The sequence below is a fragment of the Streptomyces sp. iso_384 genome (assembly GCF_056172905.1).
On sequence record NZ_JBWBTT010000001.1, the window covers coordinates 581,949 to 607,076 of the forward strand.

The 25,128-nt window shown below is 71.8% G+C and carries 25 protein-coding genes; 12 read left to right on the forward strand and 13 right to left on the reverse strand.

Annotated elements, in window-relative coordinates; genetic code table 11:
• Positions 1-64 precede the first annotated feature (64 nt).
• The gene (argS, locus tag AC0VY3_RS02675) at positions 65-1,837 is read right to left on the reverse strand and encodes an arginine--tRNA ligase (protein ID WP_103507748.1); all 1,773 of its coding nucleotides are present in this window, start codon (positions 1,835-1,837) and stop codon (positions 65-67) included.
• Between the two features lie 135 nt (positions 1,838-1,972).
• Between argS and lysS the strand changes: the two genes are divergently transcribed.
• A complete protein-coding gene (gene lysS / locus AC0VY3_RS02680; RefSeq protein ID WP_181010743.1) occupies positions 1,973-3,736 on the forward strand; it encodes a lysine--tRNA ligase in 1,764 nt (587 codons plus the stop codon).
• A 106-nt stretch (positions 3,737-3,842) separates the two neighbouring features.
• On the opposite strand, the gene AC0VY3_RS02685 is transcribed toward lysS, so the two are convergent.
• The 4 genes from AC0VY3_RS02685 to AC0VY3_RS02700 form a co-directional block, all read right to left on the reverse strand.
• A complete protein-coding gene (locus tag AC0VY3_RS02685; RefSeq protein WP_475548806.1) occupies positions 3,843-5,213 on the reverse strand; it encodes a DUF2637 domain-containing protein in 1,371 nt (456 codons plus the stop codon).
• A gap of 207 nt (positions 5,214-5,420) precedes the next feature.
• On the reverse strand, positions 5,421-6,116 hold the full coding sequence (locus AC0VY3_RS02690) for a hypothetical protein (RefSeq protein ID WP_475548807.1): 696 nt from the start codon (positions 6,114-6,116) through the stop codon (positions 5,421-5,423).
• A gap of 201 nt (positions 6,117-6,317) precedes the next feature.
• Positions 6,318-7,148, reverse strand: a complete 831-nt coding sequence (locus AC0VY3_RS02695; RefSeq protein WP_103507751.1) for a DUF3558 domain-containing protein — start codon at positions 7,146-7,148, stop codon at positions 6,318-6,320.
• A gap of 192 nt (positions 7,149-7,340) precedes the next feature.
• A complete protein-coding gene (locus AC0VY3_RS02700) occupies positions 7,341-8,204 on the reverse strand; it encodes a DUF3558 domain-containing protein (RefSeq protein ID WP_475548808.1) in 864 nt (287 codons plus the stop codon).
• 172 nt (positions 8,205-8,376) lie between these two features.
• Here AC0VY3_RS02700 and AC0VY3_RS02705 point away from each other — a divergent pair, with 172 nt between their 5' ends.
• Positions 8,377-9,570, forward strand: a complete 1,194-nt coding sequence (locus AC0VY3_RS02705) for an RtcB family protein (RefSeq protein WP_103507753.1) — start codon at positions 8,377-8,379, stop codon at positions 9,568-9,570.
• Between the two features lie 114 nt (positions 9,571-9,684).
• Here the strand turns inward: AC0VY3_RS02705 and AC0VY3_RS02710 are convergent, their stop codons facing one another.
• The 3 genes from AC0VY3_RS02710 to AC0VY3_RS02720 form a co-directional block, all read right to left on the reverse strand.
• The gene (locus tag AC0VY3_RS02710; RefSeq protein ID WP_475548809.1) at positions 9,685-9,999 is read right to left on the reverse strand and encodes a dihydrofolate reductase family protein; all 315 of its coding nucleotides are present in this window, start codon (positions 9,997-9,999) and stop codon (positions 9,685-9,687) included.
• An 88-nt stretch (positions 10,000-10,087) separates the two neighbouring features.
• A complete protein-coding gene (locus tag AC0VY3_RS02715; protein ID WP_103507754.1) occupies positions 10,088-10,735 on the reverse strand; it encodes an HAD family hydrolase in 648 nt (215 codons plus the stop codon).
• Between the two features lie 143 nt (positions 10,736-10,878).
• The gene (locus tag AC0VY3_RS02720; RefSeq protein ID WP_242735056.1) at positions 10,879-11,619 is read right to left on the reverse strand and encodes a GntR family transcriptional regulator; all 741 of its coding nucleotides are present in this window, start codon (positions 11,617-11,619) and stop codon (positions 10,879-10,881) included.
• A gap of 323 nt (positions 11,620-11,942) precedes the next feature.
• Here AC0VY3_RS02720 and AC0VY3_RS02725 point away from each other — a divergent pair, with 323 nt between their 5' ends.
• From AC0VY3_RS02725 to AC0VY3_RS02745, 5 genes are read left to right on the forward strand one after another with little or no spacing between them, the layout of a single operon-like run.
• Positions 11,943-13,091 carry an extracellular solute-binding protein gene (locus AC0VY3_RS02725; protein WP_242735058.1) on the forward strand — a complete coding sequence of 383 codons (1,149 nt, stop codon included), beginning with the start codon at positions 11,943-11,945 and terminating at the stop codon, positions 13,089-13,091.
• A gap of 2 nt (positions 13,092-13,093) precedes the next feature.
• On the forward strand, positions 13,094-14,068 hold the full coding sequence (locus AC0VY3_RS02730) for an ABC transporter permease (protein WP_475548810.1): 975 nt from the start codon (positions 13,094-13,096) through the stop codon (positions 14,066-14,068).
• Complete coding sequence (locus tag AC0VY3_RS02735; RefSeq protein ID WP_242735062.1) at positions 14,056-14,904, forward strand: ABC transporter permease; 849 nt, start codon at positions 14,056-14,058, stop codon at positions 14,902-14,904. Before AC0VY3_RS02730 ends, AC0VY3_RS02735 begins: the two co-directional genes overlap by 13 nt.
• Positions 14,901-15,974 carry an ABC transporter ATP-binding protein gene (locus tag AC0VY3_RS02740; RefSeq protein ID WP_475548811.1) on the forward strand — a complete coding sequence of 358 codons (1,074 nt, stop codon included), beginning with the start codon at positions 14,901-14,903 and terminating at the stop codon, positions 15,972-15,974. The genes AC0VY3_RS02735 and AC0VY3_RS02740 overlap by 4 nt, the downstream gene beginning before the upstream one ends.
• 19 nt (positions 15,975-15,993) lie before the next feature.
• Positions 15,994-16,983 carry an endonuclease/exonuclease/phosphatase family protein gene (locus tag AC0VY3_RS02745; protein WP_475548812.1) on the forward strand — a complete coding sequence of 330 codons (990 nt, stop codon included), beginning with the start codon at positions 15,994-15,996 and terminating at the stop codon, positions 16,981-16,983.
• Positions 16,984-17,034: 51 nt separating this feature from the next.
• Here AC0VY3_RS02745 and AC0VY3_RS02750 read toward each other — a convergent pair whose 3' ends face one another.
• Positions 17,035-17,793 (reverse strand): SDR family NAD(P)-dependent oxidoreductase, encoded by a 759-nt coding sequence (locus AC0VY3_RS02750; RefSeq protein ID WP_475548813.1) that lies wholly within the window; start codon positions 17,791-17,793, stop codon positions 17,035-17,037.
• Between the two features lie 159 nt (positions 17,794-17,952).
• On the opposite strand from AC0VY3_RS02750, the gene AC0VY3_RS02755 reads away from it, so the two are divergent.
• Positions 17,953-18,567, forward strand: coding sequence for a hypothetical protein (locus tag AC0VY3_RS02755; RefSeq protein ID WP_475548814.1), 615 nt, complete (start codon positions 17,953-17,955; stop codon positions 18,565-18,567).
• 53 nt (positions 18,568-18,620) lie between these two features.
• Here AC0VY3_RS02755 and AC0VY3_RS02760 read toward each other — a convergent pair whose 3' ends face one another.
• Both AC0VY3_RS02760 and AC0VY3_RS02765 read right to left on the reverse strand, forming a co-directional pair.
• A complete protein-coding gene (locus AC0VY3_RS02760; RefSeq protein ID WP_475548815.1) occupies positions 18,621-19,355 on the reverse strand; it encodes a Mut7-C RNAse domain-containing protein in 735 nt (244 codons plus the stop codon).
• A gap of 96 nt (positions 19,356-19,451) precedes the next feature.
• Entirely contained in the window at positions 19,452-20,273 is an 822-nt protein-coding gene (locus AC0VY3_RS02765) for a DUF6597 domain-containing transcriptional factor (RefSeq protein WP_475548816.1), read from the reverse strand.
• 85 nt (positions 20,274-20,358) lie between these two features.
• On the opposite strand from AC0VY3_RS02765, the gene AC0VY3_RS02770 reads away from it, so the two are divergent.
• Positions 20,359-20,943 (forward strand): TIGR03086 family metal-binding protein, encoded by a 585-nt coding sequence (locus tag AC0VY3_RS02770; RefSeq protein ID WP_475548817.1) that lies wholly within the window; start codon positions 20,359-20,361, stop codon positions 20,941-20,943.
• Here the strand turns inward: AC0VY3_RS02770 and AC0VY3_RS02775 are convergent.
• Positions 20,867-21,217, reverse strand: a complete 351-nt coding sequence (locus AC0VY3_RS02775; protein WP_103507531.1) for a hypothetical protein — start codon at positions 21,215-21,217, stop codon at positions 20,867-20,869. The two genes, AC0VY3_RS02770 and AC0VY3_RS02775, sit on opposite strands and share 77 nt — an antisense overlap.
• 184 nt (positions 21,218-21,401) lie before the next feature.
• Positions 21,402-21,986 carry a hypothetical protein gene (locus AC0VY3_RS02780; RefSeq protein ID WP_103507530.1) on the reverse strand — a complete coding sequence of 195 codons (585 nt, stop codon included), beginning with the start codon at positions 21,984-21,986 and terminating at the stop codon, positions 21,402-21,404.
• Between the two features lie 331 nt (positions 21,987-22,317).
• On the opposite strand from AC0VY3_RS02780, the gene hemL reads away from it, so the two are divergent.
• The 3 genes from hemL (at position 22,318) to AC0VY3_RS02795 (ending at position 25,069) form a co-directional block, all read left to right on the forward strand.
• Positions 22,318-23,589: a glutamate-1-semialdehyde 2,1-aminomutase gene (hemL, locus tag AC0VY3_RS02785; protein WP_103507537.1), complete on the forward strand. Its 1,272-nt coding sequence runs from the start codon at positions 22,318-22,320 to the stop codon at positions 23,587-23,589.
• Positions 23,586-24,308 (forward strand): histidine phosphatase family protein, encoded by a 723-nt coding sequence (locus AC0VY3_RS02790; RefSeq protein WP_475548818.1) that lies wholly within the window; start codon positions 23,586-23,588, stop codon positions 24,306-24,308. Before hemL ends, AC0VY3_RS02790 begins: the two co-directional genes overlap by 4 nt.
• A gap of 305 nt (positions 24,309-24,613) precedes the next feature.
• Positions 24,614-25,069 carry an alpha/beta hydrolase-fold protein gene (locus tag AC0VY3_RS02795; RefSeq protein WP_475551623.1) on the forward strand — a complete coding sequence of 152 codons (456 nt, stop codon included), beginning with the start codon at positions 24,614-24,616 and terminating at the stop codon, positions 25,067-25,069.
• The last annotated feature ends 59 nt before the right edge of the window (positions 25,070-25,128 follow it).

Consider the following 25,128-nt stretch of genomic DNA (forward strand, 5'->3'; position numbering starts at 1 on the left):
ACGCGCGTCGGCCCCGGCACCTGTGACGGTGCCGGGGCCGACGTACGTACAGCCGGGTGCGGGATCAGAGCCGCTCGGGCGTCCGGATGCCCAGCAGCGCCATCCCCCGGTGCAGGGTGCGGGCGGTCAGCTCGACCAGGAAGAGCCGGTTCTCGACGACCTCCGGGGCGTTGTCCGGGCTGAGCACCTGGCACTGGTCGTAGAACGTGGTCAGGTGCGAGGCCAGCTGGTAGAGATACGCGGCCAGCTTGTGCGGCTCGTAGCCCGACGCGACCTCGGCGAGCACCTCGCCGAACTGGTCCAGGTGCAGACCGAGCGCCCGCTCGGCCGGGGCCAGCTCCAGCTCCGGGTGGGCGGCCGGGACCGCGTCCCCGGCCTTGCGCAGGATCGACCGGATCCGGGCGTAGGCGTACTGGAGGTAGACCGACGTGTCGCCGTGCAGCGACACCATCTGGTCCAGGTCGAACTTGTAGTCCCGTACGGCGGAGGTCGACAGGTCCGCGTACTTCACGGCGCCGACGCCGACGTACCGGCCGTTCTCGACGATCTCCTCCTCGGACAGGCCCACCTTCTCGGCCTTCTCCCGGACGACCGCCGTGGCCCGCGAGACCGCCTCGTCGAGGAGGTCCTCCAGCCGCACGGTCTCGCCCTCACGGGTCTTGAACGGCTTGCCGTCCTTGCCGAGGACCGTGCCGAACGCGAGCTGCACCGCCTTGACGTCCTCGTTCAGCCAGCCCGCCCGCCGGGCCGTCTCGAAGACCATCTTGAAGTGCAGCGACTGCCGGGCGTCCACCACGTACACCAGGGTGTCGGCCTTGAGGTCCTGGACCCGGTTGCGGATCGCGGAGAGGTCGGTGGCCGCGTAGCCGTAGCCGCCGTTCGTCTTCTTCACGATGAGCGGGACCTTGTTGCCGTCCGGGCCCTTCACATCGTCGAAGAACACGCACAGCGCACCCTCGGAGCGGACGGCGACACCCGTCTCCTCCAGGATCCGGCAGGTCTCCTCCAGCATGTCGTTGTAGCCGGACTCGCCGACGATGTCCGCGTCGACGATCTCCATGTCGAGCTTGTCGAACACCGAGTGGAAGTAGATCTTCGACTCGTCGACGAAGCCCTGCCACAGCTCCAGCGTCTCCGGGTCACCGGCCTGGAGCGCCACCACCCGGTCCCGGGACCGGGCCTTGAACTCCTCGTCGGAGTCGAACAGGGCCCGCGACTCCTTGTAGACCCGGTTCAGCGTCGACATCGCCGCCTCGCCGTCGCTCGCGCCGCCCTCGTGCTCCAGGGCGCCCGGGTGCTCGATCAGATACTGGATGAGCATGCCGAACTGGGTGCCCCAGTCGCCGATGTGGTGCCGCCGGACGACGTTCTCGCCGGTGAACTCCATGATCTTGACCATGGCGTCGCCGATGACCGCCGACCGCAGGTGGCCGACGTGCATCTCCTTGGCCACGTTCGGCTGGGCGTAGTCGATGACCGTGGTGCCGGCCTCGGCCTTCAGCGGCACGCCGAGCCGGCCCTCGGTGTCGGCGGCCCGGGCGGCCAGCGTCTCGACGATCGCCCGGTCCGCGAGCGTGATGTTGAGGAAGCCGGGCCCGGAGACCTCGATGTCCTTGATCAGCTCACCCGCCGGAAGGGCGGCGGTGACCTGGGCGGCCAGCTCGCGGGGGTTGCCCTTGAGCTTCTTGGCGAGCGCGAGGATGCCGTTGGCCTGGAAATCGGCCCGGTCGCTTCGGCGCAGCAGCGGGTCCGCGGTGCCGGCATCCGGCAGAGCTGCCGTCAGGGCGTCCGCCAGCTGCTGCTGGAGCGTGGAAGCGAGGGAAGGGACCGAGGCCATGTCCGGCTGCCGTTTCCGTAGAAGTGCAAGGGATCTGCCCAGTATCCCATGGGGCGTAAAGCCGTTTTCGCGCTGCGGGTGGTAGCTGGGAGAATGGTCCGTACCCCATCGGGAAACGACAGACGAGAGAAGGACGTGCCGACCGTGGCCGAGAGTCAGACCAGCACCGAGACCGACTGGGTCTCCCGCTTCGCGGACGATGTCATCGCCGAATCGGAGCGTCGTGCGCCTGGCAAACCGGTCGTCGTCGCCTCCGGGCTCTCCCCGTCCGGCCCGATCCACCTCGGCAACCTCCGCGAGGTCATGACCCCGCACCTGGTCGCCGACGAGATCCGCCGCCGCGGACACACCGTGCGCCACCTGATCTCCTGGGACGACTACGACCGCTACCGCAAGGTGCCGAACGGCGTCCCGGGTGTGGACGAGACCTGGGCCGAGCACATCGGCAAGCCGCTGACCTCGGTGCCCGCCCCGGCCGGCTCCTCGTACCCGAACTGGGCCGAGCACTTCAAGGCCGCCATGACGGCGGCTCTGGACGAGCTGGGCGTCGAGTACGACGGCATCAGCCAGACGGAGCAGTACACCGCCGGGACCTATCGCGAGCAGATCCTGCACGCGATGAAGCACCGCGCCGACATCGACGCCGTCCTCGACCGCTACCGGACCAAGAAGGACCCGGCGGCCCAGGGCAAGGGCGGCAAGAAGCCGCAGCAGCAGAAGAAGGTCGACGAGGCCGAGCTGGAGGCCGCCGAGGGCTCCGGCGCCGCCGACGAGGACGACGGCAGCGGCAACAGCGCCGGCTACTTCCCGTACAAGCCCTACTGTGGCAACTGCGAGAAGGACCTCACCGTCGTCACCGCCTACGACGACGACACCACCGAGCTGAACTACACCTGCTCGGCGTGCGGCTACGCCGAGACGGTCCGCCTCAGCGAGTTCAACCGCGGCAAGCTGGTGTGGAAGGTCGACTGGCCGATGCGCTGGGCCTACGAGGGCGTGATCTTCGAGCCCAGCGGCGTCGACCACTCCTCGCCCGGCTCCTCCTTCGTCGTCGGCGGCCAGATCGTCCGCGAGGTCTTCGACGGCGTGCAGCCCATCGGGCCCATGTACGCCTTCGTCGGCATCTCCGGCATGGCCAAGATGTCCTCCAGCAAGGGCGGAGTGCCCACCCCGGCCGACGCGCTGAAGATCATGGAGGCGCCGCTGCTGCGCTGGCTCTACGCCCGCCGCAGGCCCAACCAGTCGTTCAAGATCGCCTTCGACCAGGAGATCCAGCGGCTGTACGACGAGTGGGACTCGCTGGGCCGCAAGGTCGCCGACGGCACGGTGCTGCCCGCCGACGCCGCCGCGCACTCCCGTGCCGTCCGCACGGCCGCCGGGGAGCTTCCGAGCACCCCGCACCCGCTGCCGTACCGGACGCTCGCCTCGGTCGCCGACATCACCGCCGGAGCCGAGGACCAGACGCTGCGCATCCTCAGCGAGCTGGACCCGGACAACCCGCTGACCTCGCTGGACGAGGCGCGCCCGCGCCTGGACCGCGCCGAGAACTGGATCACCACCCAGGTCCCGGCCGAGGCCCGCACCATCGTCCGGGACGAGCCCGACAAGGAGCTGCTGGGCTCGCTCGACGACCAGGGCCGCGAGTCGCTGCGCCTCCTCCTGGAGGGCCTGGACACGCACTGGTCGCTGGACGGCCTCACCACGCTCGTCTACGGCGTGCCGAAGGTGCTGGCGGGCCTGGAGCCGGACGCCAAGCCGACGCCCGAGCTGAAGGCCGCCCAGCGGTCCTTCTTCGCCCTGCTCTACCGGCTGCTCGTCAGCCGCGACACGGGCCCGCGGCTGCCCACGCTGCTGCTCGCGGTGGGGGCGGACCGGGTGCGCAGGCTGCTGGGCGCGTAACGGGACACGCACGACGCAGGGCCGCCGCCCGGGAATCCCTCCCGGGCGACGGCCCTTTCGCGTGCCGTTCCGCGTGCCGTACGCCGACGTGCTGGACGTCCGCGCCTCAGGCGGGCTGGTCGGCGGTCGCCTGCTGCGCGTACGCGTCCCTGAACTGCGGCATCAGCTGCTGGAGCAGCTGCGTGGAGCGCGGGTGGCGGACGTTGCGCGTATCGGCCAGATGGATGTCCAGGACCTCCAGGGACGGGTGCTGCCCCTGCTCGTCGGTGTAGTCGCTGAACACCTCGTACGCCTCCCGCGCGAAGTCGGTGTCCTCCATGGGCCACTCCTCCACCTGCGGGGCCTCCTCGGGGGCCGGAACCTGGGGCAGCTCCGGCGACGGCTCCTCGTGGCGGGGGTGCGGGACCGCGCCGATGGTGCCGACGTCACCCAGCGGACGGGTGCGGCCGGGGCCCGCGGGGATCTGGACCGGGGTGGGTTCGAGCCCCTCGACGTACTGCGGGTCGTACGCGCTCTCGTGGACGTTGTCCGGCAGCTTCTGGGCGGCGAACCAGGGGCTGTCGTGGGTGGGCGGGCCCGGCGGAACCTGCTGCTGCAGCGAGCCGGGGTGGGGCTGTTGCTGCTGGGGGTGGGGTTGGGCCAGGTCCTGGCCCAGCGGCTGCTGAGGCCCGTGCCCCTGGTGCTCCTGGTGGCCCGGGTGCTCCTGGCCCCGGTGGTCCTGCTGGGGCCCGTACGCCAGCTCGGCCTTCGGGCGGTCGGCCTCGACGGGCACCGGCGGCAGCAGGGCCGGTTCGATCCCGGCGGCGGCCAGCCCGGCCGGGCCGGTCTCGGAGAGCGGTACGCCGTACTTCGCCAGCCGCAGCGGCATCATCGACTCGACCGGGGCCTTGCGCCGCCAGCTGCGGCCGAAACGGGCCTGGAGGCGGGCCTGGTAGATCAGCCGGTCCTGTTCGAGCTTGATGACCTGCTCGTAACTGCGCAGCTCCCACAGCTTCATCCGCCGCCACAGCTTGAACGTCGGGATCGGCGAGAGCAGCCAGCGGGTGAGGCGGACGCCCTCCATGTGCTTGTCCGCCGTGATGTCCGCGATCCGGCCCACCGCGTGCCGGGCGGCCTCGACGGAGACGACGAACAGCACCGGGATCACCGCGTGCATCGCGGTGCCCAGCGGGTCGGGCCAGGAGGCCGCGCCGTTGAACGCGATCGTCGCCGCCGTCAGCAGCCACGCCGTCTGGCGCAGCATCGGGAACGGGATCCGCATCCAGGTGAGCAGGAGGTCCAGCGCGAGCAGGACGCAGATGCCCGCGTCGATGCCGATCGGGAAGACCAGGGAGAACGACCCGAAGCCCTTCTCCTCCGCCAGCTCGCGCACGGCGGCGTAGGAACCCGCGAACCCGATCGCGGCGATGACCACCGCACCCGCGACGACGACCCCGATGAGTATGCGGTGCGTGCGTGTCAGCTGCATCGCGGCCACGCGCGATCCCCTCCCCGACCTCTGCTGCCCGGACCCGGCGTATGCGCCCGGCCTTGATTTTCGGCCAGGCCTGAGACGCCCGGCGATGGCACAGCCTGGCACATGCGTGCGAGTTTCGTTGCGCGGGGCGGAGTTGTGGGGCTGTTTCCTGGTCCGGTGCGGGCTTTTGGCGGTGGCGGCGAGGGGGGGGCCGCCACCGCCGGAGGGTCACTCGCAGCCGCGCTGCCAGTTCCAGCCGATGAACGTGTTCTTCAGGTCGACCTCGAACTCGCAGGACGCGGTCCCGTCGGCCTTGAGGGCCACGGTGGAGCGGTGCGTGTTCGCGTACACGTTGCCCGTCGGGTCGAAGATCCCCTTGTACGTGAACGAGGCGTCGGCCACATGGGTGGAGACCGCGCAATTCGCCACGCAGCCGGCGGACTTGCCCGAGGACTTCAGCGACCAGCCCGCGTTCCACGGCTCACGGTTCCACTGCTGGGTCGCGTCGGTGGACGAGGCGGTGACCGCCGTGCCGTCGGAGCTCCAGTCGGAGGTCGTGTAGAGCCCGGTCATCCGGATGTTGCAACAGTCGTACATCTCGGACCAGCTGCGGACCTGACGGTCGCCCTGGGCGGCGGCAGCGGCCGTCCGCGCGTTCGCGGCCGGGCCGGCCTTCGCCACCAGCCGTGCGGGGCCGAGCACCGGCTCGCAGTCGGGGCCGATGGAGACGTCCTGCCGCACGGCCATGCCCTCGGGCGGTACGGGCAGGGCGCCGGACAGCTTCACGTCCGCGCACGCGCGGGCGTCGCCCGAAGCCGTGGCCCGCTGTTCGGCCGGAGCCGCGGTGGCGGTGGTCGCGGCGGTGGCGGTGAGCGCGAACAGGCCGGTCGTGAGCGCTGCGGCGAGTGCGATTCGATTGCGCAATTCCCTTGCCTTTCCTCGGGGTTCGCCGTGGAGCGTAACGGCGTTCGCGGGGCCCGGAACGGAACCGGGAGAGGGTTGGCAGGAAGGTGACAGGCACATGCCGCCGGGGCATGCCGAACGCGCGGAACCCGGCCCTCGGGGAGGACCGGGTTCCGGAGAAGCGGTGCTGGGAGCGGGTGTCGGCGTGTTCGCGCGCCGGCGTCAGCTCGACTTCGACTTCGACTTCGACGTGGACGTGCCCTTGGCCGTCTCCTTCTTGCCGTCCTTGGCGTCGTCCTTCTCGTCGCCCTTCGCCGGCGGCGTGCCCTTGGCGTCCCCGGCGGTGTCGGCGACCGCAGCGACCGCTTCCTTCGCGGCCTTCTGGGCGCCCTTGACGATGTCCGCGGAGGAGGGGGTCTTCGCGCCCGCGTAGCCCGCGCCGTTGTACGTCAGGGTGACGACGACATTGCCCGTACGCGCCACGACGGTGGCGTACGCGAAGTCCTCGTCCGTCTTGCTGAGGCCGTAGGTGACGAGGGTGGCCTCCTCGCCGATGCCGGCGGCGGGCTTCGCGGCGAGCTTCTCGGCGCCCTCGGTGGCCTTCGTCTTGGTGATCTGCTTCGCGTAGTCCTCGGTGGCGCGCTTGGCGCCGCTGCCCAGCGACTGGTCCGAGTCGAACCGGGTGAAGCCGACGTCCAGCCAGCGGTACTGCGAGCCCTTGACGCCCTTGTCGTCCAGGCCGTTCCAGGAGCAGCTGCTCCTGGCCGCCAGGTCGTTGGACCGGCCGGCCGTGCCGTTCTTCTTCTTGGCCGAGGGCACCAGGTCCTCGATCGTCTTCTTGGCGATCGAGCCGCACGGGTCGGGCAGGTCGGCGAACTTCGCCGCCTCGACGGTGGGCTCCGAGGGCTTGGTGCTGGGGGAGCCGGACGACGAGGAGCCCGCGTTCTTCTTGCCGTCGGAGCCGGAGTCCGACGAGCAGCCGCCGGCTACGAGCATCACCGGAACGGCGGCGCAGGCGAGGATGCGGGACAGGCGCGGGGCGGATCGGTGCATGGTTCCTTCACTCGGATGGCACGGAGCTCTCGGTGCGGGAGGTCTCGGTTCGTGCGGTGTACGGGCGGGCTCGGTCGCGGGTCGGTACGTCTTCCGGACAGCCACGGTACGACGGGCGGCGGCCGGCATGTGCCGCCGCCGGGAGCCCCCGAAGGCCGGAATCCGGCCGGTCGGGGCCCCGTCGGACGGGGTCTACTCGCTGAGCGTCTCGGCCAGCTTCCGGGCCAGTGCCTGGGCCTTCTCCTGGAGTTCCGCGCCGTCGGGCTCCTGGGTGACGAGGGCCGGCTGCTCGGCGTACCGGACGGTCACGACCACGTTCGATGTGCGGAATACCACGCTCACCGTGTGGTTCTGTGCGGTGGAACCTGACCGTTTGGGCAGATCGTGCAGAAATGCGGCATCTCCGAGGTTGTCGAGGATGCGCGACGGGAGGAGGTCGTCCGGCCCGCCGCCGCTGCTCGCGCTGCCGCCTCCGCCGGGGGGCTTGGAGGGCGAGGCGGTGGACGAGGGCCCCGAGGAGGCGATGCCCTTCCCCTTGCCCTTGTCGCCCTCGCCCTTCTCCCCCTCCTCATCCTTCTCGTCCGGGGTTCCGGAGTTCTTCTCCGCGTCCGGCCCGGGGGGCGTCGAGGACGACAGTCCGGCGGCCTTCTCCTTCTTCGCGTACACCGTGTCGGCCCGGTCGTCGTCGCTGACCGCCGGGTCGTAGGAGACGACGCGCTCGAAGTCGATGGAAAGGCTCCGCGTGGCGTTCGGCGCGTCGGACTTCCAGCTGCAGCCGACCTTGCGGTCGGTGTCGTACGTGACGGCCGCCGTGCCCCGGAACACCTTCTCCTGCTGGTCCCCGGGCAGTTCCGCGGCGCCGGGCAGCAGGTCCTTCAGCGTGGAGCGCGGCACGGCACGGCAAGGTGCGGGCAGTGTCCGGTACTTGCCGGGAGGAGCGGGGGTGACGGTCGGGCTGCCCGCCTTGCTGTCGGCGCCGTTCGCGCTGCTGTCGGCGTCGGCGCTGCAGCCGACGACGAGCGCTGCGAGAAGCGCGACGCCGGGTACGTACGCCATGTGTCGCACCGTCCCAGGCTCCCTTCGGTACGGAAAACGGGTTGCCGCTCGAAGGCGGCCGATGGACACAATGTGTATCGCACGCGCCGCTGTGAATGCCGGTCGGCCGACAGGTTTGCCGACCTTGGCACCGGTTTTGCGCTTTCAGTCTTTTCGGGGGAATCGAGGAGTTATGTCGTACGTGGAGGTACCGGGAGCGAAGGTTCCCATCCGGATGTGGGCGGACCCCGCGTCGGTCGAGGACGGGGCGATGCAGCAGCTGCGCAACGTCTCCACGCTGCCGTGGATCAGGGGTCTCGCCGTCATGCCGGACGTCCACTTCGGCAAGGGGGCGACGGTCGGGTCGGTGATCGCGATGCAGGGCGCGGTGTGCCCGGCCGCGGTCGGGGTGGACATCGGCTGCGGGATGTCCGCAGTCAGGACGTCCCTCACCGCGAACGATCTTCCCGGCGACCTGTCACGGCTGCGCTCCAAGATCGAGCAGGCGATTCCGGTGGGCCGGGGCATGCACGGCGACGTGGTGGACCCGGGGAAGCTGCACGGGTTCCCGACGGCGGGATGGGACGACTTCTGGGGGCGGTTCGGGGGGATCGCCGACGCGGTCAAATTCCGTCAGGAACGTGCCACGAAGCAGATGGGAACGCTGGGCTCGGGCAACCACATGATCGAGTTCTGTCTCGACAGCGATGGCGCGGTGTGGCTGATGCTGCACTCGGGCTCCCGCAACATCGGCAAGGAACTCGCCGAGCACCACATCGGCATCGCCCAGAAGCTGCCGCACAACCAGAGCCTCGTCGACCGGGACCTTGCCGTCTTCGTCGCGGACACCCCGCAGATGGCCGCCTACCGGAACGATCTGTACTGGGCGCAGGAGTACGCCAAGTACAACCGCGCGATCATGATGGCGCTCTTCAAGGACGTGGTCCGCAAGGAGTTCAAGAAGGCGAGGCCGGCCTTCGAGCAGGAGATCTCCTGCCACCACAACTACGTGGCGGAGGAGCGGTACGACGGAGCGGACCTGCTGGTCACCCGCAAGGGAGCGATCCGCGCCGGTTCCGGCGAGTTCGGCATCATCCCCGGCTCGATGGGCACCAGTTCGTACATCGTGAAGGGCCTCGGCAACGAGAAGGCGTTCAACTCGGCGTCCCACGGAGCCGGTCGCCGGATGAGCCGGAACGCGGCCAAGCGCCGCTTCACGGTGCGTGACCTGGAGGAGCAGACGCGCGGCGTGGAGTGCCGCAAGGACTCCGGCGTCCTGGACGAGATCCCGGCCGCGTACAAGCCGATCGAGCAGGTGATGGAGCAGCAGCGGGACCTGGTCGAGGTCGTCGCGAAGCTCAAGCAGGTCATCTGCATCAAGGGCTGAGTGAGGGGCGTCGCCGCCGATGGCGGCGCGCCCCTCACCGGCCTACCGGGACGCTTACGCGCCGGGCGGAGCGTCTTCGGGGTGTCGTGCTCAGCCGCGGGAAGCCGGACCCCGCTACGCCCCGCCCCCGTACGTCGCGTGGTCCGGCGTTCCCGCCACCGTGAAGACGTGGGCGGAGACGCCGGCCAGGGTCGTCCGCCGGCCGGTCGCCCGGGGGCGGTCCCGGGCGGAGTCCTCGTAGGTGCGGCGGCCGAAGAGGAACGCGTCCGCCTCGGCCGGCCCTTCGGCGGCCAGGGCCTCGAACGCCTCGTCCAGGTGCGGCACGAACCAGCCGCCCCGGGTGAACCCGTCGCTGGTGTCCTCGTCCGGCGTCCCCGGGCCCTGGGAGACGCTGTCGAGCGTCAGGAACTCCTGCACCACCAGCTTCATCGCGGCACTCCTCTGCGTGGGGACTTTCCGGCCGGTACGACGGGCCCTTCCCGTCCTTCCCGGCACGCGCGGCCGGGCCCCGTACTCCTTACGCCGCGCCCGCCAGGTCCGCCTCCGTGAGCGAGGTGACCAGGACCGTGCGCGGGCCCGGTTCGATGCCGGGCACCGACGGGACGGCGAGCAGGCGGCACCCCGCGGCCAGCGCCGCGGCGGCGCCCGTGGGGGTGTCCTCGACGGCCAGGCAGTCCTGCGGGGCCACGCCGAGCGCGGCGGCGGCGGCCAGGTACGGGTCGGGGTGCGGCTTTCCGCGTGCGGTCTCGCCCGAGGCGACCGAGGTGTCGAACCGGTGGCGGCCCAGGGTTTCGAGGACCAGGTCGGCCACGTGCCGCTCGGACGCGGTGACCAGGGCCGTCGGTACGCCGAGGGCGCGCGCCCGGTCCAGGAGGCGGAGGGCGCCCGGCTGGACGGCCACTCCGGCCGCGACCCGTGCGGTGAACTCCTGGTCGAGCCGGGCGGCCGTCTCCGGCTCCGACAGGGCGGTGAGGCCGTCGCGTACGAGCCGGGCCGCCGCGTCGGCCACCGGCGCGCCCGCGAACGGGGCGAGGGTGCCGGTGCCGGCCGGGGAGCCCTGTGTCCGCAGGAACCCGGCGACGGTGTCCAGCCAGGCGTGCTCGGTGTCGACGAGGGTGCCGTCCATGTCGCACAGCAGGGCGGCGGGGCGGGGGAGCGGAGGCATACGGGGCTCGCTGTTCCTGGGGGTGGGCTGCGCCGGGGCGGACCGCCGGCGGAAGGGGGGTGAGGGGGGTGTTCGGCCGGACGGGGATGTCCGGCAGGCCGGGGGCGGCCTGCCGGTCCGGGGTGGGGCGGGCCGGTGGCGGGTCAGTCGGCGGCGGTGCGGACCAGGGGGTTGGCCTGTACCGAGTTGCGGACGGTGAAGACGACCGAGCCGGGCCGGTAGCGGTCCTCCGAGGTCTCCACGGGGCGGCCCTCGGAGGTGGTCGTGGTGCGGCGCACCCGCAGCAGCGGGGAGCCGCGCCGGACGCCCAGCTCGCGGGCGTCCGTGGTGCCCGCGGCGACCGCGTCCAGGTGGTGCTCGCCGTTGCTCATGACGATGCCGGCCTCCTCGTACAGGCTCCGGGTGACCGACTCGCAGTCGTCCGGCAGCCGTTCGACGGCGGCCGCCGCCCACCCGGCGTACACCGTGCGCTCCAGGAGGGCGGGTTCGCCGTCCAGGGTGCGTACCCGCAGAATGTGCAGGACCGGGTCGCCGGGCGGGAGTTGGAGCAGGGCGGCCTGTGCCTCGGTGGCCTTTCCCCGGCGGGAGCGGAGCACCAGGCCGCCGGGGGTGCGGTCGCCGGCCCTGGCCCACTCGGCGAAGCTGCGCAGCTCGGTGAAGCTCTGGCTGGGTGTGGTGGACAGGACGGTCCGGCGGGCGCCCTGCCGGGAGCCGATCAGGCCCTCCGACTGGAGCGTGCCGAAGGCCTGGCGGAGGGTGCCCCGGGACACGCCGTGGGCCAGGGCGAGTTCGGACTCGGACGGCAGCTCGGAGCCCACGGGATGGATGCCTTCGGCGATGGCGCGGCGCAGCTCCTCGGCGATCTGCTGGTGCCGTCGGGTCACGTCTCTCCTTGGGGCTTCCGTGGGGTGCGCCGGACGCGCGGCGCGGTCCGGGTGAGCAGGGACGATCATGTCATCCGCACGGGGTGCGACGCATCTTGGAACTGCGCGCAATCGACGTTCCGTGGGCGGTGGGGCGCGAAGTGCGAACCCTGCGTCTAACCGGTTTGGGAGTAGGTAAACCTACGTCTTGATAACGCTTCTGACCTGCACTTTTTACCTCCACAAAGCTTTACCCGCCGCTCACTTGGCTGCTAGCTTCACCTGGCTTACTGACGATGGCTTGTCCATACAGGTGGCTCGCCGCAGACCCAGGAGTACGCATCGTGAAGGCACATCATCCCCGCCGCGTCCTGACCGCCGCGGCCCTCGCCGGCCTCACCGCGCTGGTGGCCACCGGCTGTGGCTCCGCACCCGACGACGAAGGTGCGAAGAACAGCAAGGCCGCGAAGGCGGAGTCGGCCGCGGCTCTCGGCGGCATGGAGAAGCTCGTCGCGGCGGCGGAGAAGGAGGGCAAGCTCAACGTCTACGCCCTCGCGCCGGACTGGGCCAACTACGGCGAGATGATCGCGGCCTTCGAGAAGAAGTACGCCATCGAGGTCAACAACGAGGATCCGGGCGGCAGCAGCCAGGGCGCGCTGAACGCCGCAGCCAAGCGCAAGGGCCAGGACCGGGCCGTCGACGCGCTGGACCTGGGCACCTCGTACATGCAGGAGGCCAAGAAGCAGGACCTCCTCGCGCCGTACAAGGTCAAGGGCTGGGACGACATCCCGGACGCGCAGAAGCAGCCGGACGCCTCCTTCATGAACAACTACGGCGGCTTCATGTCCATCGGCTGTGACGCCAAGGCCGTGAAGAACTGCCCCGAGACGTTCGCGGACCTCCTCAAGCCCGAGTACCGGAACAAGGTCGCCCTCAACGGCGACCCGACCGAGTCCGGCTCCGCACTGGCCGCGGTCATCGCCGCTTCGCTGGCCAACGGCGGTTCCCTGGACGACGCGCAGCCCGGTCTCGACTTCTTCCAGCAGCTGAAGAAGAAGGGCAACTTCGTGCCCGCGAAGTCGACGCTCGCCACCATCCAGCAGGGCGAGACGCCGATCTCGATCGACTGGGACTACCTCAACCTGGGGTACGGCCAGAAGCTGGCGGCCAAGGGCGTCGACTGGCAGGTCGCGGTGCCCTCCGACGGTCTGTACTCGCGCTACTACAACCAGGGCGTCAACAAGTACGCCCCGCACCCGGCCGCCGCCCGTCTGTGGCTGGAGTTCATCTACAGCCCCGAGGGCCAGAACATCTGGCTCAAGGGCTTCTCCCGCCCGGCGCTTCTGGACGCGATGAAGAAGGACGGCACCGCCGACAACGCCGCCCTGGCCAAGATTCCCGAGGTCCACGGAACGCCGAAGGAGCCGACCGCGGAGCAGGAGGCCAAGGCCAAGGAGACGGTCGTGCAGGGCTGGGGCAAGGCGGTCAGCTGAGCATGGCCGACAAGACCGCACCTCCCCCCGCGGGCAGCGGAGCCGCCGTCCTGGCGGCCTCCGCGCCCGCGGCGGGCCCGGCCGCCCCCGCCGGCTCCGCGCCTCCGGTACGGGACGGCGGTGGCCGCCGCCGTGGCGCGCGGCGGCACCGGTGGCCCGTCGTCGTTCCCTTCTTCGCGTTTCTCGCGGTGTGCTTCGGGCTGCCCGCCGGGACCATGGTGTACGGGGCGTTCACCGTCGTCGACCCGGTGAGCGGTGAGGGCCGGTTCTCCACGGAGAACGTCGGCGGATCGCTGTCGGGGGCGTACGCGACCGGGCTCACCGGCAGCGTCGAACTCTCGCTCGTGACCGCGCTGCTGGCGACCGTGATCGGCACCCTGATCGCGCAGGCCGTCGTCAGCTCCCCGCGCCCGGCGCTGCGGGGCGTCGTCGTCTCGGCCAGCGGGGTGCTCGCCAACTTCTCCGGTGCGCCGCTCGCCTTCGCCTTCATCGCGACGCTCGGCACCACCGGCACGGTGACCCAGCTGCTCCACCTGGACCGGACGGGCTTCAGCCTCTACAGCTTCACCGGCCTGGTGCTGGCCTACCTCTACTTCATGGTGCCGCTGATGGTGGTGACCGTCCTGCCCGCGCTGGACGGTCTGCGCTCCCAGTGGCAGGAGGCCGCCGCGTCCTGCGGGGCGACCCGGGGGCAGTACTGGCGGCACGTCGGCATCCCGGTGCTGACCCCGTCGCTGCTCGGCGGCGCGGTGCTGATGTTCGGCACGGCGTTCGCCTCGCACGCCACCGCCGCCGTGATGGTCGGCTCCTCGCAGCCGCTGATCACCATCCAGATCGCCAACGCCCTCAACGGCAACGTCCTGGTGGGCCAGGAGAACCTCGCTCTCGCCATGAGCCTCAACATGGTCGTGATCGCGCTGCTCGTGATGGCCGTACAGATACCGCTGCAGCGCAGGAGCACCCGATGGCTCGGATGAAGTTCACCTCGCGGGGCGTCGTCCTGCCGCTCGCCGCGCTGTATTTCCTGGTCCCGATCGGGGCCTCGGTCTGGTTCAGCGTCAACGAGGTCGAGGGCATCAGCTTCGACGCGTACACCAAGGGGCTCGGCACCGAGGGGCTGACCACCAGCCTGATGCTCTCGGTACGTCTGGGGCTGGCCACCATCGTCTGCGGACTGCTGCTGATGGTGCCGACGCTGGTCGCGATCTCGCTCTATCTGCCGAGGCTGCGCCGGATCGTCGAGATCCTCTGCATGATGCCGCTGGTCGTGCCGCCGATCGCGTTGGTCGCGGGCGTCACCACGGTGCTGTCCTGGGAACAGGACCTGGCCGACACGCCCCTGTACATGACCTTCCAGGTCCTCCGGGACGAGGACTTCCCGCTGATCCTCGTGCTCGTCTACACGGTCATGTCCCTGCCGTTCCTGTACCGCTCGCTGGACGCCGGGCTGCGCGCCGTCGACCTGCGCACCCTCGTCGAGGCCGCCCGCAGCCTGGGCGCGTCCCGCCTGCAGACGCTGTGGCAGGTGATCGTGCCGAACCTGCGGACCGCCGTGGTGGGCGGGGCCGTGCTCAGCCTGGCCATGGTGCTCGGCGAGTACACCGTCGCCTCCGTGCTCTCCTACCGCCCGTTCTCCGTGTGGATGGTGGAGATCAAGGACTCCGAGGCCCAGCTGTCGGTGGCGGCCGCGATGCTCAGCCTGCTGATCACCTGGGGGCTGCTGCTCCTGCTCACCACCCTGGCCGGTGGCCGCAGCCGCCGTCGTACGCGCCCGGGCTCCGTCCGCGAGAACCGAAAGAAGACCGTGTCATGACCGTCCCCGTGCAACTCAAGCAACTGCGCCGGAAGTTCGGCTCCACGGTCGCTCTCGACGGACTCGATCTGGACATCGCCCCGGGCGAGATGGTGGCCCTGCTGGGCCCGTCCGGCTGCGGCAAGACCACCGCGCTGCGCATCATCGCCGGGTTCGAGAGCGCCGACGGCGGCGAACTGCTGATGGACGGCCAGGACGTCACCTCCGTACCGGCCCACCGCCGTGACATCGGCATGGTCTTCCAGTCGTACAGCCTCTTCCCGAACATGACGGCCGCCGAGAACATCGCGTACGGCCTGCGGGTACGGGGCCGGGGCGCCGCGGAGCGCAAGCGGCGGGCGGGGGAGCTGCTGGAGCTGGTCGGCCTGCCCGGCCGCGAGGGCCACTACCCGCACCAGCTGTCCGGCGGCCAGCAGCAGCGTGTGGCGCTCGCCCGCGCGCTGGCGATCTCGCCCAAGGTGCTGCTCCTGGACGAGCCGCTGTCCGCGCTGGACGCCAAGGTGCGGCTGAATCTGCGCGAGGAGATCCGGCGCATCCAGCTGGACCTCGGCATCACCACCGTCTTCGTCACCCATGACCAGGAGGAGGCGCTGTCCATGGCGGACCGCGTCGCCGTGATGAAGGACGGCCGGCTCGAACAGTGCGCCGCGCCCGGTGAGTTGTACGACCGCCCGGCCACGCCTTTCGTCGCCGAGTTCGTCGGGACCATGAACCGGCTGCCGGGCACCGTGCGGGACGGCGGGATCGTCGAGCTGTTCGGGCGGCGGCTGCCCATCCACGGCGCGACCCCCGCCGCCGGCGCGGAGGTCGACGTACTGCTGCGCCCCGAGGGGCTGGCGGTCGGCGCCGCCGACGACACGGCGGGCACCCCCGCGACCGTACGGGTGGCGACCTTCCTCGGGCCCACCACCCGGCTGCACCTCACCACCGACTCCGGCGTCGGGTGCAAGGCCGACCTGCCCAGCTGGGAGGCGACCGCACTGGCGCCGGGAGCACGCTGCACGATCACCCCGCACGAGAACCCCGTGCTCGTCGCCGAGCGCGCCGTCGTCCCGTCCCCGAAGGTGTAAGTGAAGGAGTGAGCAAACAGTGAGTGCCAAGCGCCGTGTGTTCCTGTCCGCCACCGGAGCGGCCGTCGCCCTCGCCGCGACCGCGGCCGTGGCGGTCGCCGGCCCGGCGGGCGGGCCCGACGAGGCCACGAAGCCCGGCAGGCCGGCCGCCGCGGGCGAGCTGCGCGTCATGACCCTGAACCTGTGGCACGGCGGGGCCAAGGTCGACGACGGTCTGGCCAAGCAGATCGCCGTGATCGAGAAGCACCGGCCCGATGTGGTCGGACTCCAGGAGACCTCCGGGCACTCCGCGAAGGAGCTGGCGGAGGAGCTGGGCTGGGACCACTGGCAGTCCGATGCCGACCTGGGCATCATCAGCCGCTTCCCGTTCAGCTCGGAGGTGGAGACCAGCCAGGCGGCGGCGGGCGTCCGCATCCGGATCGACGAGGCCACCGGCCAGGAGGTCGAACTCTGGACGGCGCACCTCGGCTACGACCCGTACGGCCCGTACGACGCCTGCTTCGACGAGATGCCGGTCGAGGAGATCTTCCTGCGGGAGGCGCAGTCCGGGCGCACCCCGCAGGCCGAGGCCATCGCCAAGGACCTCGTGCCGAAGATCGCCGCCGCGGACGAGACGCCGGTGCTGCTCGTCGGCGACTTCAACACGCCCTCGCACCTGGACTGGACCGAGGCGACCAAGGACAGCCACTGCGGTTACGGACAGGTCGACTGGCCCGTCACCAAGATCTTCGAGGGCGCCGGTCTGAAGGACTCCTTCCGGGAGGCCAACCCGGACCCGGCGGCGGTGCCCGGCACCACCTGGTCGCCGGTCTACCCGAAGCACGAGGGCTCCACGGGCGTCGACGAGCCGCAGGACCGGATCGACTTCATCGACTACGCGGGCGGCAAGCTGACCGTGAAGGAGTCGGTGTCCTTCGTCGACGGCGACCCGAAGCCGGTCCCGGACCAGGCGGGCAACGTGTGGCCCACGGACCACGCGGCGGTCCTGACGACGTTCACGGTGGGCTGAGGCCCGTTCGGCGGGGGCCCGGGACCGGTACGCCGGTCCCGGGCCCTTCGCTCACGGGGTGCGGTGGACCTTCGTGTTGGAGGCCTGGGCGCGCGGGCGGACCACCAGGAGGTCGATGTTGACGTGGCTGGGGCGGGTGACGGCCCAGCCGATCGTGTCGGCCACGTCCTCGGCGGTCAGCGGGGCGTCGACGCCCGCGTAGACCTTGGCGGCCTTCTCGGCGTCGCCGCGGAAGCGGGTGGTGGCGAACTCCTCGGTCCTGACCATGCCGGGGGCCACCTCGATGACGCGGACCGGGGTGCCGACGATCTCCAGGCGCAGGGTTTCGGCCAGGACGTGTTCGCCGTGCTTGGCCGCCACGTAACCGCCGCCGCCCTCGTACGAGGACAGCGCCGCGGTCGAGGAGAGGATCACGATCGTGCCGTCGCCGCTCGCGGTGAGGGCGGGCAGCAGGGCCTGGGTGACGTTGAGGGTGCCGATGACGTTGGTCTCGTACATCTGGCGCCAGTCGGCGGGGTCGCCGGTCGCGACCGGGTCGGCCCCGAGCGCCCCGCCCGCGTTGTTGACGAGGACGGCCAGGGAGCGGAACGCGGTGGCGAACTCGTCGACCGCCGCCCGGTCGGTGACGTCCAGCGCGTAGGCCGTCGCCTGGAGACCGGCCTCGGTGAGCTCGGCGGCGAGCGCCTCGATGCGGTCCTTGCGGCGGGCGGTCAGCACGACCCGGAAGCCGGCGGCGGCCAGCGTACGGGCGGTCGCGGCGCCGATGCCGCTGCTCGCGCCGGTGATGACGGCGATGGGGGTGGCGGCCATGGCGATCTCCTCGGACAGCTGATCGGGTACGGGGAAAGGATAGGCAGGCGTCGCGGGGCGGCCGGGCGCGCGGGGCGGCCGTGGGCTGTGCGGGTGGGGGAGAGCGCGTCAGGGCGGTACGTTCATCGGACTAATCGGGGTGGTCGGTATGTTCCGGGCATGCTGATGCTGAGCCGAAGACTGTTGATGCCGCTGTCCGTCGCCGTCGCCGTGGCCGCGGCGACGACCGTGCCGGCCGCGACGGCGGTGCCGGCGCGGATGCCGGCGCCGCGGCCGGCGGTGGTGGCGGACACCGACCCCGTCACCTTCGCCGCCGAGCCCGCGGCCCCGGCTGCACCCGTCGCCCCTGCCGGGCCCGCCGCGCCTGCCGTGTCCGCCGCGTCCGAGGCGTCCAAGGCGGACATCGCCCATCACGGGCACGTCGCCTTCTGGAGCGACCAGCTGGAGATCCGGCTGCGGACCGCGAACCGGGGGCCCGTCGACGTGTCCGCCTCGACGGTGCGGCTGCGGTTCTCCGAGCCGCTGGCCGTGCGGCAGCAGCTTCCGCCGGGCTGCCTGTGGGGCGGCAGGGCGGCGGTGCTGTGCGGGACGGGCGCGCTGGCCAAGGGCGGGCAGACCCGGCGGACCGCGCTGGACCTGCGGCTGGCCGGCCGCCCGGCCGAGGTGGTCGTGCGGGTCGACACGGTGTGGAGCGGCGGGGCGCGCGACGCGGACACCGGGAACGACACGCACACGGTGCTGGCGCCTTCGACGGGTGACCCGTACGCCTTCTGACGCCTTCCGGCGTCTTCAGTGTGGCGGGCCTTCGCCGTCACGCGGTCATGCCGCTACGCCGCCGCGCCCCCGAACTCGCGGACCGCCTCGGACACGATCGTCTCCAGGTGGCCGTGATGGGCGCCGCGCCAGTACACCCGGTCGCACTCCGTGCACTGGGCGAACACGTCGTACGCCTGCTGCGTGCCGTGCTCCAGCAGTGCGCTCACGGAGTCCTTGGTGGCCCCGGTCAGTGTGCCGTTGCACGCGGTGCAGCGGGTCCACGGGTCCAGAACCGGAGCGAACCGGCGGAGGACGTCGCGGAGTTGCTCCTTGGGGCGGTCGCTGTAGACGTATGCGCCCGCCCAGATCTCGCGGCGGCGCAGCAGCCCGCGGTCCCGGGAGAGCAGGACGCGCCGCTCCCGTGCCGAGAGGGTGGCCAGGGCGGGGTCGCCGATGTCCTCGCTCTCGTACGCCGCGTCGACGCCCAGGAGCCGCAACCGGCGCGCCAGTGTGCCGAGATGGACGTCGAGGAGGAAGCGCAGAGGCGCGCCGGGCACCCGCTGCGGGCGTTCCACGGCACGCACCTCGACGTGCTCGCCGGGGCCCGGCACATGCGAGCGGGCCACCGGGCCGCCGTTCACCAGCAGCGTTCCGGCCTCGGTGAGCGGGACGCCGAGGGACTCGATGACATGGCCGAGGGTCGAGGAGCCGTCCGTGACGAGGGGCGTGGGCCCGCCACGGCGGTCGTGCGGGACGAAGAGCCGCAGCTCAGACGCTACTTCGAGGGTGATCTCGGGTCCGTTCACCCGGCCAGGATGCCACCGGGGCGGGACGGGCGGCCAGGTATGTGGCAGGGGGCGGGCGCGGGCCCGGGGGGCGTGCGGGTGCGCGACCGCGCGCCGTCAGCGCGGGGCGAACGCGGTCGGGGGGACGCCGACCGTCGCGGTGAAGTCCCGCACCAGATGGGCCTGGTCGCTGTAGCCGAGGTCCGTCGCGAGCCGGGCCCAGTCGACGGCCGGGTCGGATCCGGCGCGCTCCAGCGCCTCGTGGATGCGGTAGCGGAGGATGACCCACTTGGGGCCGACGCCGACGTACGCGGCGAAGAGCCGTTGCAGGGAGCGGGCGGAGAGCCCCGTGTCCTGGGCGAGCCGGTCGGCCCGGCGCACCGTGCGGTCGGTGCGCGCCCGGTCGACGGCGGTCATCGCCAGCGTCGCCCGGGGGTCGGGGCGGGGCTCCAGGCCCAGCAGGAAGGCGTCCAGCGCCGCGACCCGCGCGTCCTCGTCGTCCGGGCCCAGGACCGCGTCGACGGGCGGCGGCGACCGCAGCACCCCGGCGGCGGGAACCCGGCGTCCGGTGAGGTCGCATACGTCGTGCTCCGGCGCGAACGGACGGAAGCCGCCGGGCCGGAACTGCACCCCGCAGACCCGCCCGCGCCCGGCCAGCTTCCGGGTGAAGAGCCCCGGGTCGACGCCCGCGACCTCGGCGTACCCGGACCGCTCCTCGGCGGTCGCCCCGGCCTCGTAGCGCTGGAGGACCAGGTTCACCGACGGATGCGGGACGACATGGGCGGCGTACGGCTCGGCGAGGTCCCAGTCGATCAGCCAGTAGTGCTCCAGGTACGGGCGCAGCGCGGCGGCGGGCTCGCGGCGGCGGAAGCGTACGTGGGCGAAGAGGTCCGGGGCGTCGACGATGCCCCGGGTGTCGCGGCGGGGTCCGGCGGCCATGACCACGATCCTAGGCGGCGGGTCCCGCGCGTGCCTGTCGTGTTTGTTCAAGACATGGGGCGGGCGCGGGCGCAGGCTGGACGGCATGACGCAGAAGATCAGTGAACTGCTGGAAGCCGCCGCGGCCCGGGCGCTGCCCGTGGTCCGGGGCATCGACGAGAGCCGGCTGGGCGACCCTACGCCGTGCGCCGAGTACGACGTACGGGCGCTGCTGAACCACCTGTTCCTGGTGGTGGTGAACTTCCAGGCGCTCGCGGCCCGCGAGGAGGTGGACTTCGGCCAGGAGCCGGAGTTCGTGACGGGCGACTGGCGGGCCGGGTTCGCCGAGGAGACCGACCGGCTGGTGGCGGCGTGGGACGCGCCGGGCGCCGAGGAGGGCACGACCGGGCAGATGGGGCTGCCGGCCCGGACGGTGGGGCTCATGGTGCTCGGCGACCTGACCGTGCACGCCTGGGACCTGGCGCGGGCGACCGGCACGGACTTCGAGCCGGACCAGAGCGTGCTCGACGAGGTGGGCCCCGGGCTCGCGGCGATGGCCCCGCAGGCCCGCGCGATGAAGGTGTTCGGCGAGCCGTTCCCGGTGCGTGAGGGGGCTAGCGCCTTCGAGCGGCTGCTGGCGGTGACGGGGCGCGATCCGGGCTGGCGTCCGGCCGGGACGAGCGGGGGCTGAACCCGGCGGGCGGTCCGGCGAGCCCGGCGGGCGGTCCGGCGGGGCACGGGGTGATGGCCGGGGCGTCGTAGAGGGGGCCGAGGGCGGCGTACGCGTCGTCGACGATGTCCGCGGCCAGGACCAGCATGTCCTGCTCCGCCAGCCGGGCGGCCCGGTGGGTGTACGGGGACGGTGGCGCCGGGTGCCTGCGGCGCCACCAGCAGTCGCAGGCCGCGTAGATGCCGCCGCCGAAGACGAGCACGGGGATGGACAGGGCCAGCAGAACGTCGCCCACGGCGGACCTCCTCGATGGTCGGTGTCCTGTGCATCGGCGCGCGAGGTGGTGGCACTGAAGACCGGCTTCGGCCAAACTCGCCGTGGTACATGGCTCGATCCGACCGAATACCTGCACGTGGGAGCGCCTGTCTGAACGCTTCGACCGGCTGTACGGCCGGATTCGGGCCTCCGAGGACGCCGTGTCAGGGCCACACCAGGCAGTACGCCTGGTGCCCCGCGTCGTGCAGGCGGTGGGAGAAGTCCTGCCACTCGTGGAGCAGCTGGTAGACGTTGAAGGCGTCGCGCGGGCCGCCGCGGTCGGGGACCGTGGACCAGATGAAGGCCGCCGCGCCGACCGACTCCTCGCCGACGCCGCGCAGCGGGTCGACGACGGTCATCGGGAGCTTGACCACGGCGTAGTCGGGGTGGAGGACGACCAGTTCCAGCGGGGGGACCTTGTGCAGGGGTATGCCCTGGATTCCGGTCAGGACCATGGCGGCCACGGTCTCCGGCTTGATCTTGGTGAACATGCCGCCCATGCCCAGCTCGTCACCGCCGAGCTCCTCCGGGCGCATCGAGATGGGCACACGGGCGGCGGTGGCGCCGTCCGGGGCGCCGAAGTACTTGTACGTCACGCCCATCCCGCCCCCGCTCCTGGTCCCGGGGGGCGGCGTGCTCTCCGCGCCCCTGCTCTGGGCGCGCTCGGCCCTGCGCCGGTGCCGCCCTCGCCGGGCAGGCTCGGGCCCCAGGCCGTCGGTCCCTTCGCCCACTCCGCCACCGCGATGCATATCTCATCCACCCGACTACTTCTTAGGAGACACAGCCCCCGCCGCGCAACCCGATCATCGTGTCAGTGACCTCCCCCGCGGGCGTGCGGTGAAACACCTGTCCGCAAGACCGTCCGTGCCTCTGACACCATGGCATGTGTGAGCTTTCCCTATGTCGCCCCAGTTTCGCAGACGTGAGGGTGCCGACGCTCTTTCGTGATACGAGGGAAGCGCGCTCCCTGCTCACCGGTGGCCGGGATTGAGCGTTGATTTCCGGCCCGGCCTCCCGATACCCGAATCGCAGATCAGGACCAAAGTGGCGTATTCATACGAAGCCCCAGTTTCGCAGTCGCTGTTCGACCGGGCGTCCGTCGTGACGCCCGGCGGCGTGAACTCACCCGTGCGTGCCTTCCGGGCCGTGGGCGGTACGCCCCGGTTCATGGTGTCCGGCACCGGTCCGTACCTCACCGACGCCGACGGCCGTGAATATGTCGACCTCGTGTGCTCGTGGGGGCCGATGATTCTCGGCCACTCCCACCCCGAGGTCATCGCCGCCGTCCAGGAGGCGGTCTCCCGGGGTACCTCCTTCGGTACGCCGGGTGAGGGCGAGGTCGCGCTCGCCGAGGAGATCGTGGCGCGGATCGAGCCCGTCGAGCAGGTCCGCCTGGTCTCCTCGGGCACCGAGGCGACCATGTCGGCGATCCGGCTGGCCCGCGGTTTCACGGGCCGGGCCAAGGTCGTGAAGTTCGCCGGCTGCTACCACGGGCACGTGGACGCGCTGCTCGCCGCCGCCGGTTCGGGCGTGGCCACCTTCGGGCTGCCCGACACCCCGGGCGTCACGGGCGCCACGGCCGGCGACACCGTCGTGCTGCCGTACAACGACCTGGACGCGGTCCGCGCCGCGTTCGCCGCGCACCCGGGCGAGATCGCCTGCGTGATCACCGAGGCCTCGCCCGGCAACATGGGCGTCGTCCCGCCCGCGGACGGCTTCAACGCCGGGCTCAAGGAGCTGTGCGCCGCCAACGGCGCCCTGTACATCTCCGACGAGGTCATGACGGGCTTCCGTACGTCGAAGGCCGGCTGGTACGGCGTCGACGGCGTCCGGCCCGACCTGATGACCTTCGGCAAGGTGATGGGCGGCGGCTTCCCCGCCGCGGCCTTCGGCGGTCGCGGCGACGTGATGGCGCACCTGGCCCCGGCCGGCCCGGTCTACCAGGCGGGCACCCTCTCCGGTAACCCGGTCGCCACCGCCGCCGGGCTCGCCCAGCTGCGGCTGCTGGACGACGCGGCGTACGCGAAGATCGACGCGGTCTCCGCCGAGCTGCGCTCCCTGGTGGGCGCGGCGCTCGCCAAGGAGGGCGTCGCGCACACCGTGTCCGCCGCGAGCAACATGTTCTCGGTCTTCTTCACCGATCAGCCGGTGCGCGACTACGACGACGCCAAGAAGCAGGACGTCTTCCGCTTCACCGCGTTCTTCCACTCCATGCTGGAGCAGGGCGTCTATCTGCCGCCCTCGGCGTTCGAGTCCTGGTTCGTCTCCACGGCCCACGACGAGCGGGCGATCGAGCGCATCGCGGCCGCCCTGCCCGCCGCCGCCCGCGCCGCATCGGAGGCCACCGCATGAGCGGGAAGAACACCGGCCCCGAAAGCGTCGACCGCGACGAGCAGCTGACCGTGGTGCACGTGGTCCGGCACGGCGAGGTCCACAACCCGGACGGTGTGCTCTACGGCCGCCGCCCCGGCTACCACCTCTCCGACCTCGGCCGGCAGATGGCCGACCGGGTCGCCGAGCACCTGGAGAAGCGCGACATCGCCCATGTCGTCGCCTCCCCGCTGGAGCGCGCCCAGGAGACGGCCGCGCCCATCGCCAAGGCACACGGCCTGGACCTGGCCACCGACGCCCGGCTGATCGAGGCCGCCAACGTCTTCGAGGGCAAGACCTTCGGCGTCGGCGACGGCGCGCTGCGCAAGCCGGACAACTGGAAGCACCTCACCAACCCGTTCAAGCCGTCCTGGGGCGAGCCGTACGTCGAGCAGGTCGTGCGGATGATGGGCGCGATCGACGCCGCCCGGGACGCGGCGCGCGGGCACGAGGCGGTCTGTGTCAGCCACCAGCTGCCGATCTGGATCCTGCGCTCCTTCGTGGAGCGTCGTCGCCTCTGGCACGACCCGCGCAAGCGGCAGTGCACGCTGGCCTCGCTGACCACCTTCACCTACCGGGGCGACACGATCGTCTCGGTCGGCTACTCGGAACCGGCCCGGGACCTGGTGCCCGCGCACCTGCTGGCCGGGGCCAAGCCGGTGAAGGGGAAGCCGGGGCAGTCCAAGGCGTTCGGCGCATAGCCGCAGCCGTAGCTCCAGCAGCGGCCGTGGCCGTTGAAACGAACATGCGGGACATGACGGGACCGGCCGCCGAAGCAACGGCGGCCGGTCCCGTCCCCTTGGTACGAGGGCGATGTGCCGGGCCGTCAGAGTCTGGCCGGATCATGGAAAGCCAAGCTCCCTTTTAGTTAGCTTAGGCTAAGCTAAGTTGACCTCAGGTGGGCGGGACGGCGTCCCATCGGGCCCGGTCGTGCGGGCGGCGGCGGTGGCCGTCGTGATCACTGCGGCAGCGGTGAACGCTGCCCTGGGCGCGCGCCCGGTGGCCGCTGACCGCCGACGCGGACCGTACCGCCGTCTCCGGCCAGGGGTCCGGCGGTGCGGCGGCGCTGTACGCCGGTCTCACCCGGCCCGAACGCTTCGGCCGGGTGCTCGTCCGGTCGCCGTCGCCGGGACGGTCGCCCGGCGGGGAGCGGCGTTCGGACGGCGGGGAGCGGCGTTCGGACGGCGGGAAGCTGCCCACGGGCGGCTTCGGGCCGCGTACGGGCGGCGGCGCGGGCGCCCGGCCCGTCGTCCATCTCGGCCTCGGCCTGCACGACGGGGCCGCGGCCGCCGAGCACGGTGAGGCCCTCGTCGCGGTGTTGCGCGCCCGGGGGCACCGGGTCCTCCGCACCGTCCACAACGGCGGCCGCGACCACGCCTGCTGGCAGGGACTCCTGGCCGACGCCCTGGTGGAGACCTTCCGGCAGGAACGGCCGGCGGGCGGTCTTCACGCCCGCGCATGAGTTCGAGGTTTCAGGGAATCCGACCCGTCGGCCGGCGATCCGCCGGCCGACGGCAGAAC

Excerpts from the sequence above, each read along its gene's own strand:
- argS (WP_103507748.1), bottom strand. The coding sequence starts at position 1,837 with ATGGCCTCGGTCCCTTCCCTCGCTTCCACGCTCCAGCAGCAGCTGGCG.
- AC0VY3_RS02695 (WP_103507751.1), bottom strand. The coding sequence starts at position 7,148 with ATGCACCGATCCGCCCCGCGCCTGTCCCGCATCCTCGCCTGCGCCGCC.
- AC0VY3_RS02700 (WP_475548808.1), bottom strand. The coding sequence starts at position 8,204 with ATGGCGTACGTACCCGGCGTCGCGCTTCTCGCAGCGCTCGTCGTCGGC.
- AC0VY3_RS02705 (WP_103507753.1), top strand. The coding sequence starts at position 8,377 with ATGTCGTACGTGGAGGTACCGGGAGCGAAGGTTCCCATCCGGATGTGG.
- AC0VY3_RS02710 (WP_475548809.1), bottom strand. The coding sequence starts at position 9,999 with ATGAAGCTGGTGGTGCAGGAGTTCCTGACGCTCGACAGCGTCTCCCAG.
- AC0VY3_RS02715 (WP_103507754.1), bottom strand. The coding sequence starts at position 10,735 with ATGCCTCCGCTCCCCCGCCCCGCCGCCCTGCTGTGCGACATGGACGGC.
- AC0VY3_RS02730 (WP_475548810.1), top strand. The coding sequence starts at position 13,094 with ATGGCCGACAAGACCGCACCTCCCCCCGCGGGCAGCGGAGCCGCCGTC.
- AC0VY3_RS02735 (WP_242735062.1), top strand. The coding sequence starts at position 14,056 with ATGGCTCGGATGAAGTTCACCTCGCGGGGCGTCGTCCTGCCGCTCGCC.
- AC0VY3_RS02740 (WP_475548811.1), top strand. The coding sequence starts at position 14,901 with ATGACCGTCCCCGTGCAACTCAAGCAACTGCGCCGGAAGTTCGGCTCC.
- AC0VY3_RS02750 (WP_475548813.1), bottom strand. The coding sequence starts at position 17,793 with ATGGCCGCCACCCCCATCGCCGTCATCACCGGCGCGAGCAGCGGCATC.
- AC0VY3_RS02755 (WP_475548814.1), top strand. The coding sequence starts at position 17,953 with ATGCTGATGCTGAGCCGAAGACTGTTGATGCCGCTGTCCGTCGCCGTC.
- AC0VY3_RS02765 (WP_475548816.1), bottom strand. The coding sequence starts at position 20,273 with ATGGCCGCCGGACCCCGCCGCGACACCCGGGGCATCGTCGACGCCCCG.
- AC0VY3_RS02770 (WP_475548817.1), top strand. The coding sequence starts at position 20,359 with ATGACGCAGAAGATCAGTGAACTGCTGGAAGCCGCCGCGGCCCGGGCG.
- AC0VY3_RS02780 (WP_103507530.1), bottom strand. The coding sequence starts at position 21,986 with ATGCATCGCGGTGGCGGAGTGGGCGAAGGGACCGACGGCCTGGGGCCC.
- AC0VY3_RS02790 (WP_475548818.1), top strand. The coding sequence starts at position 23,586 with ATGAGCGGGAAGAACACCGGCCCCGAAAGCGTCGACCGCGACGAGCAG.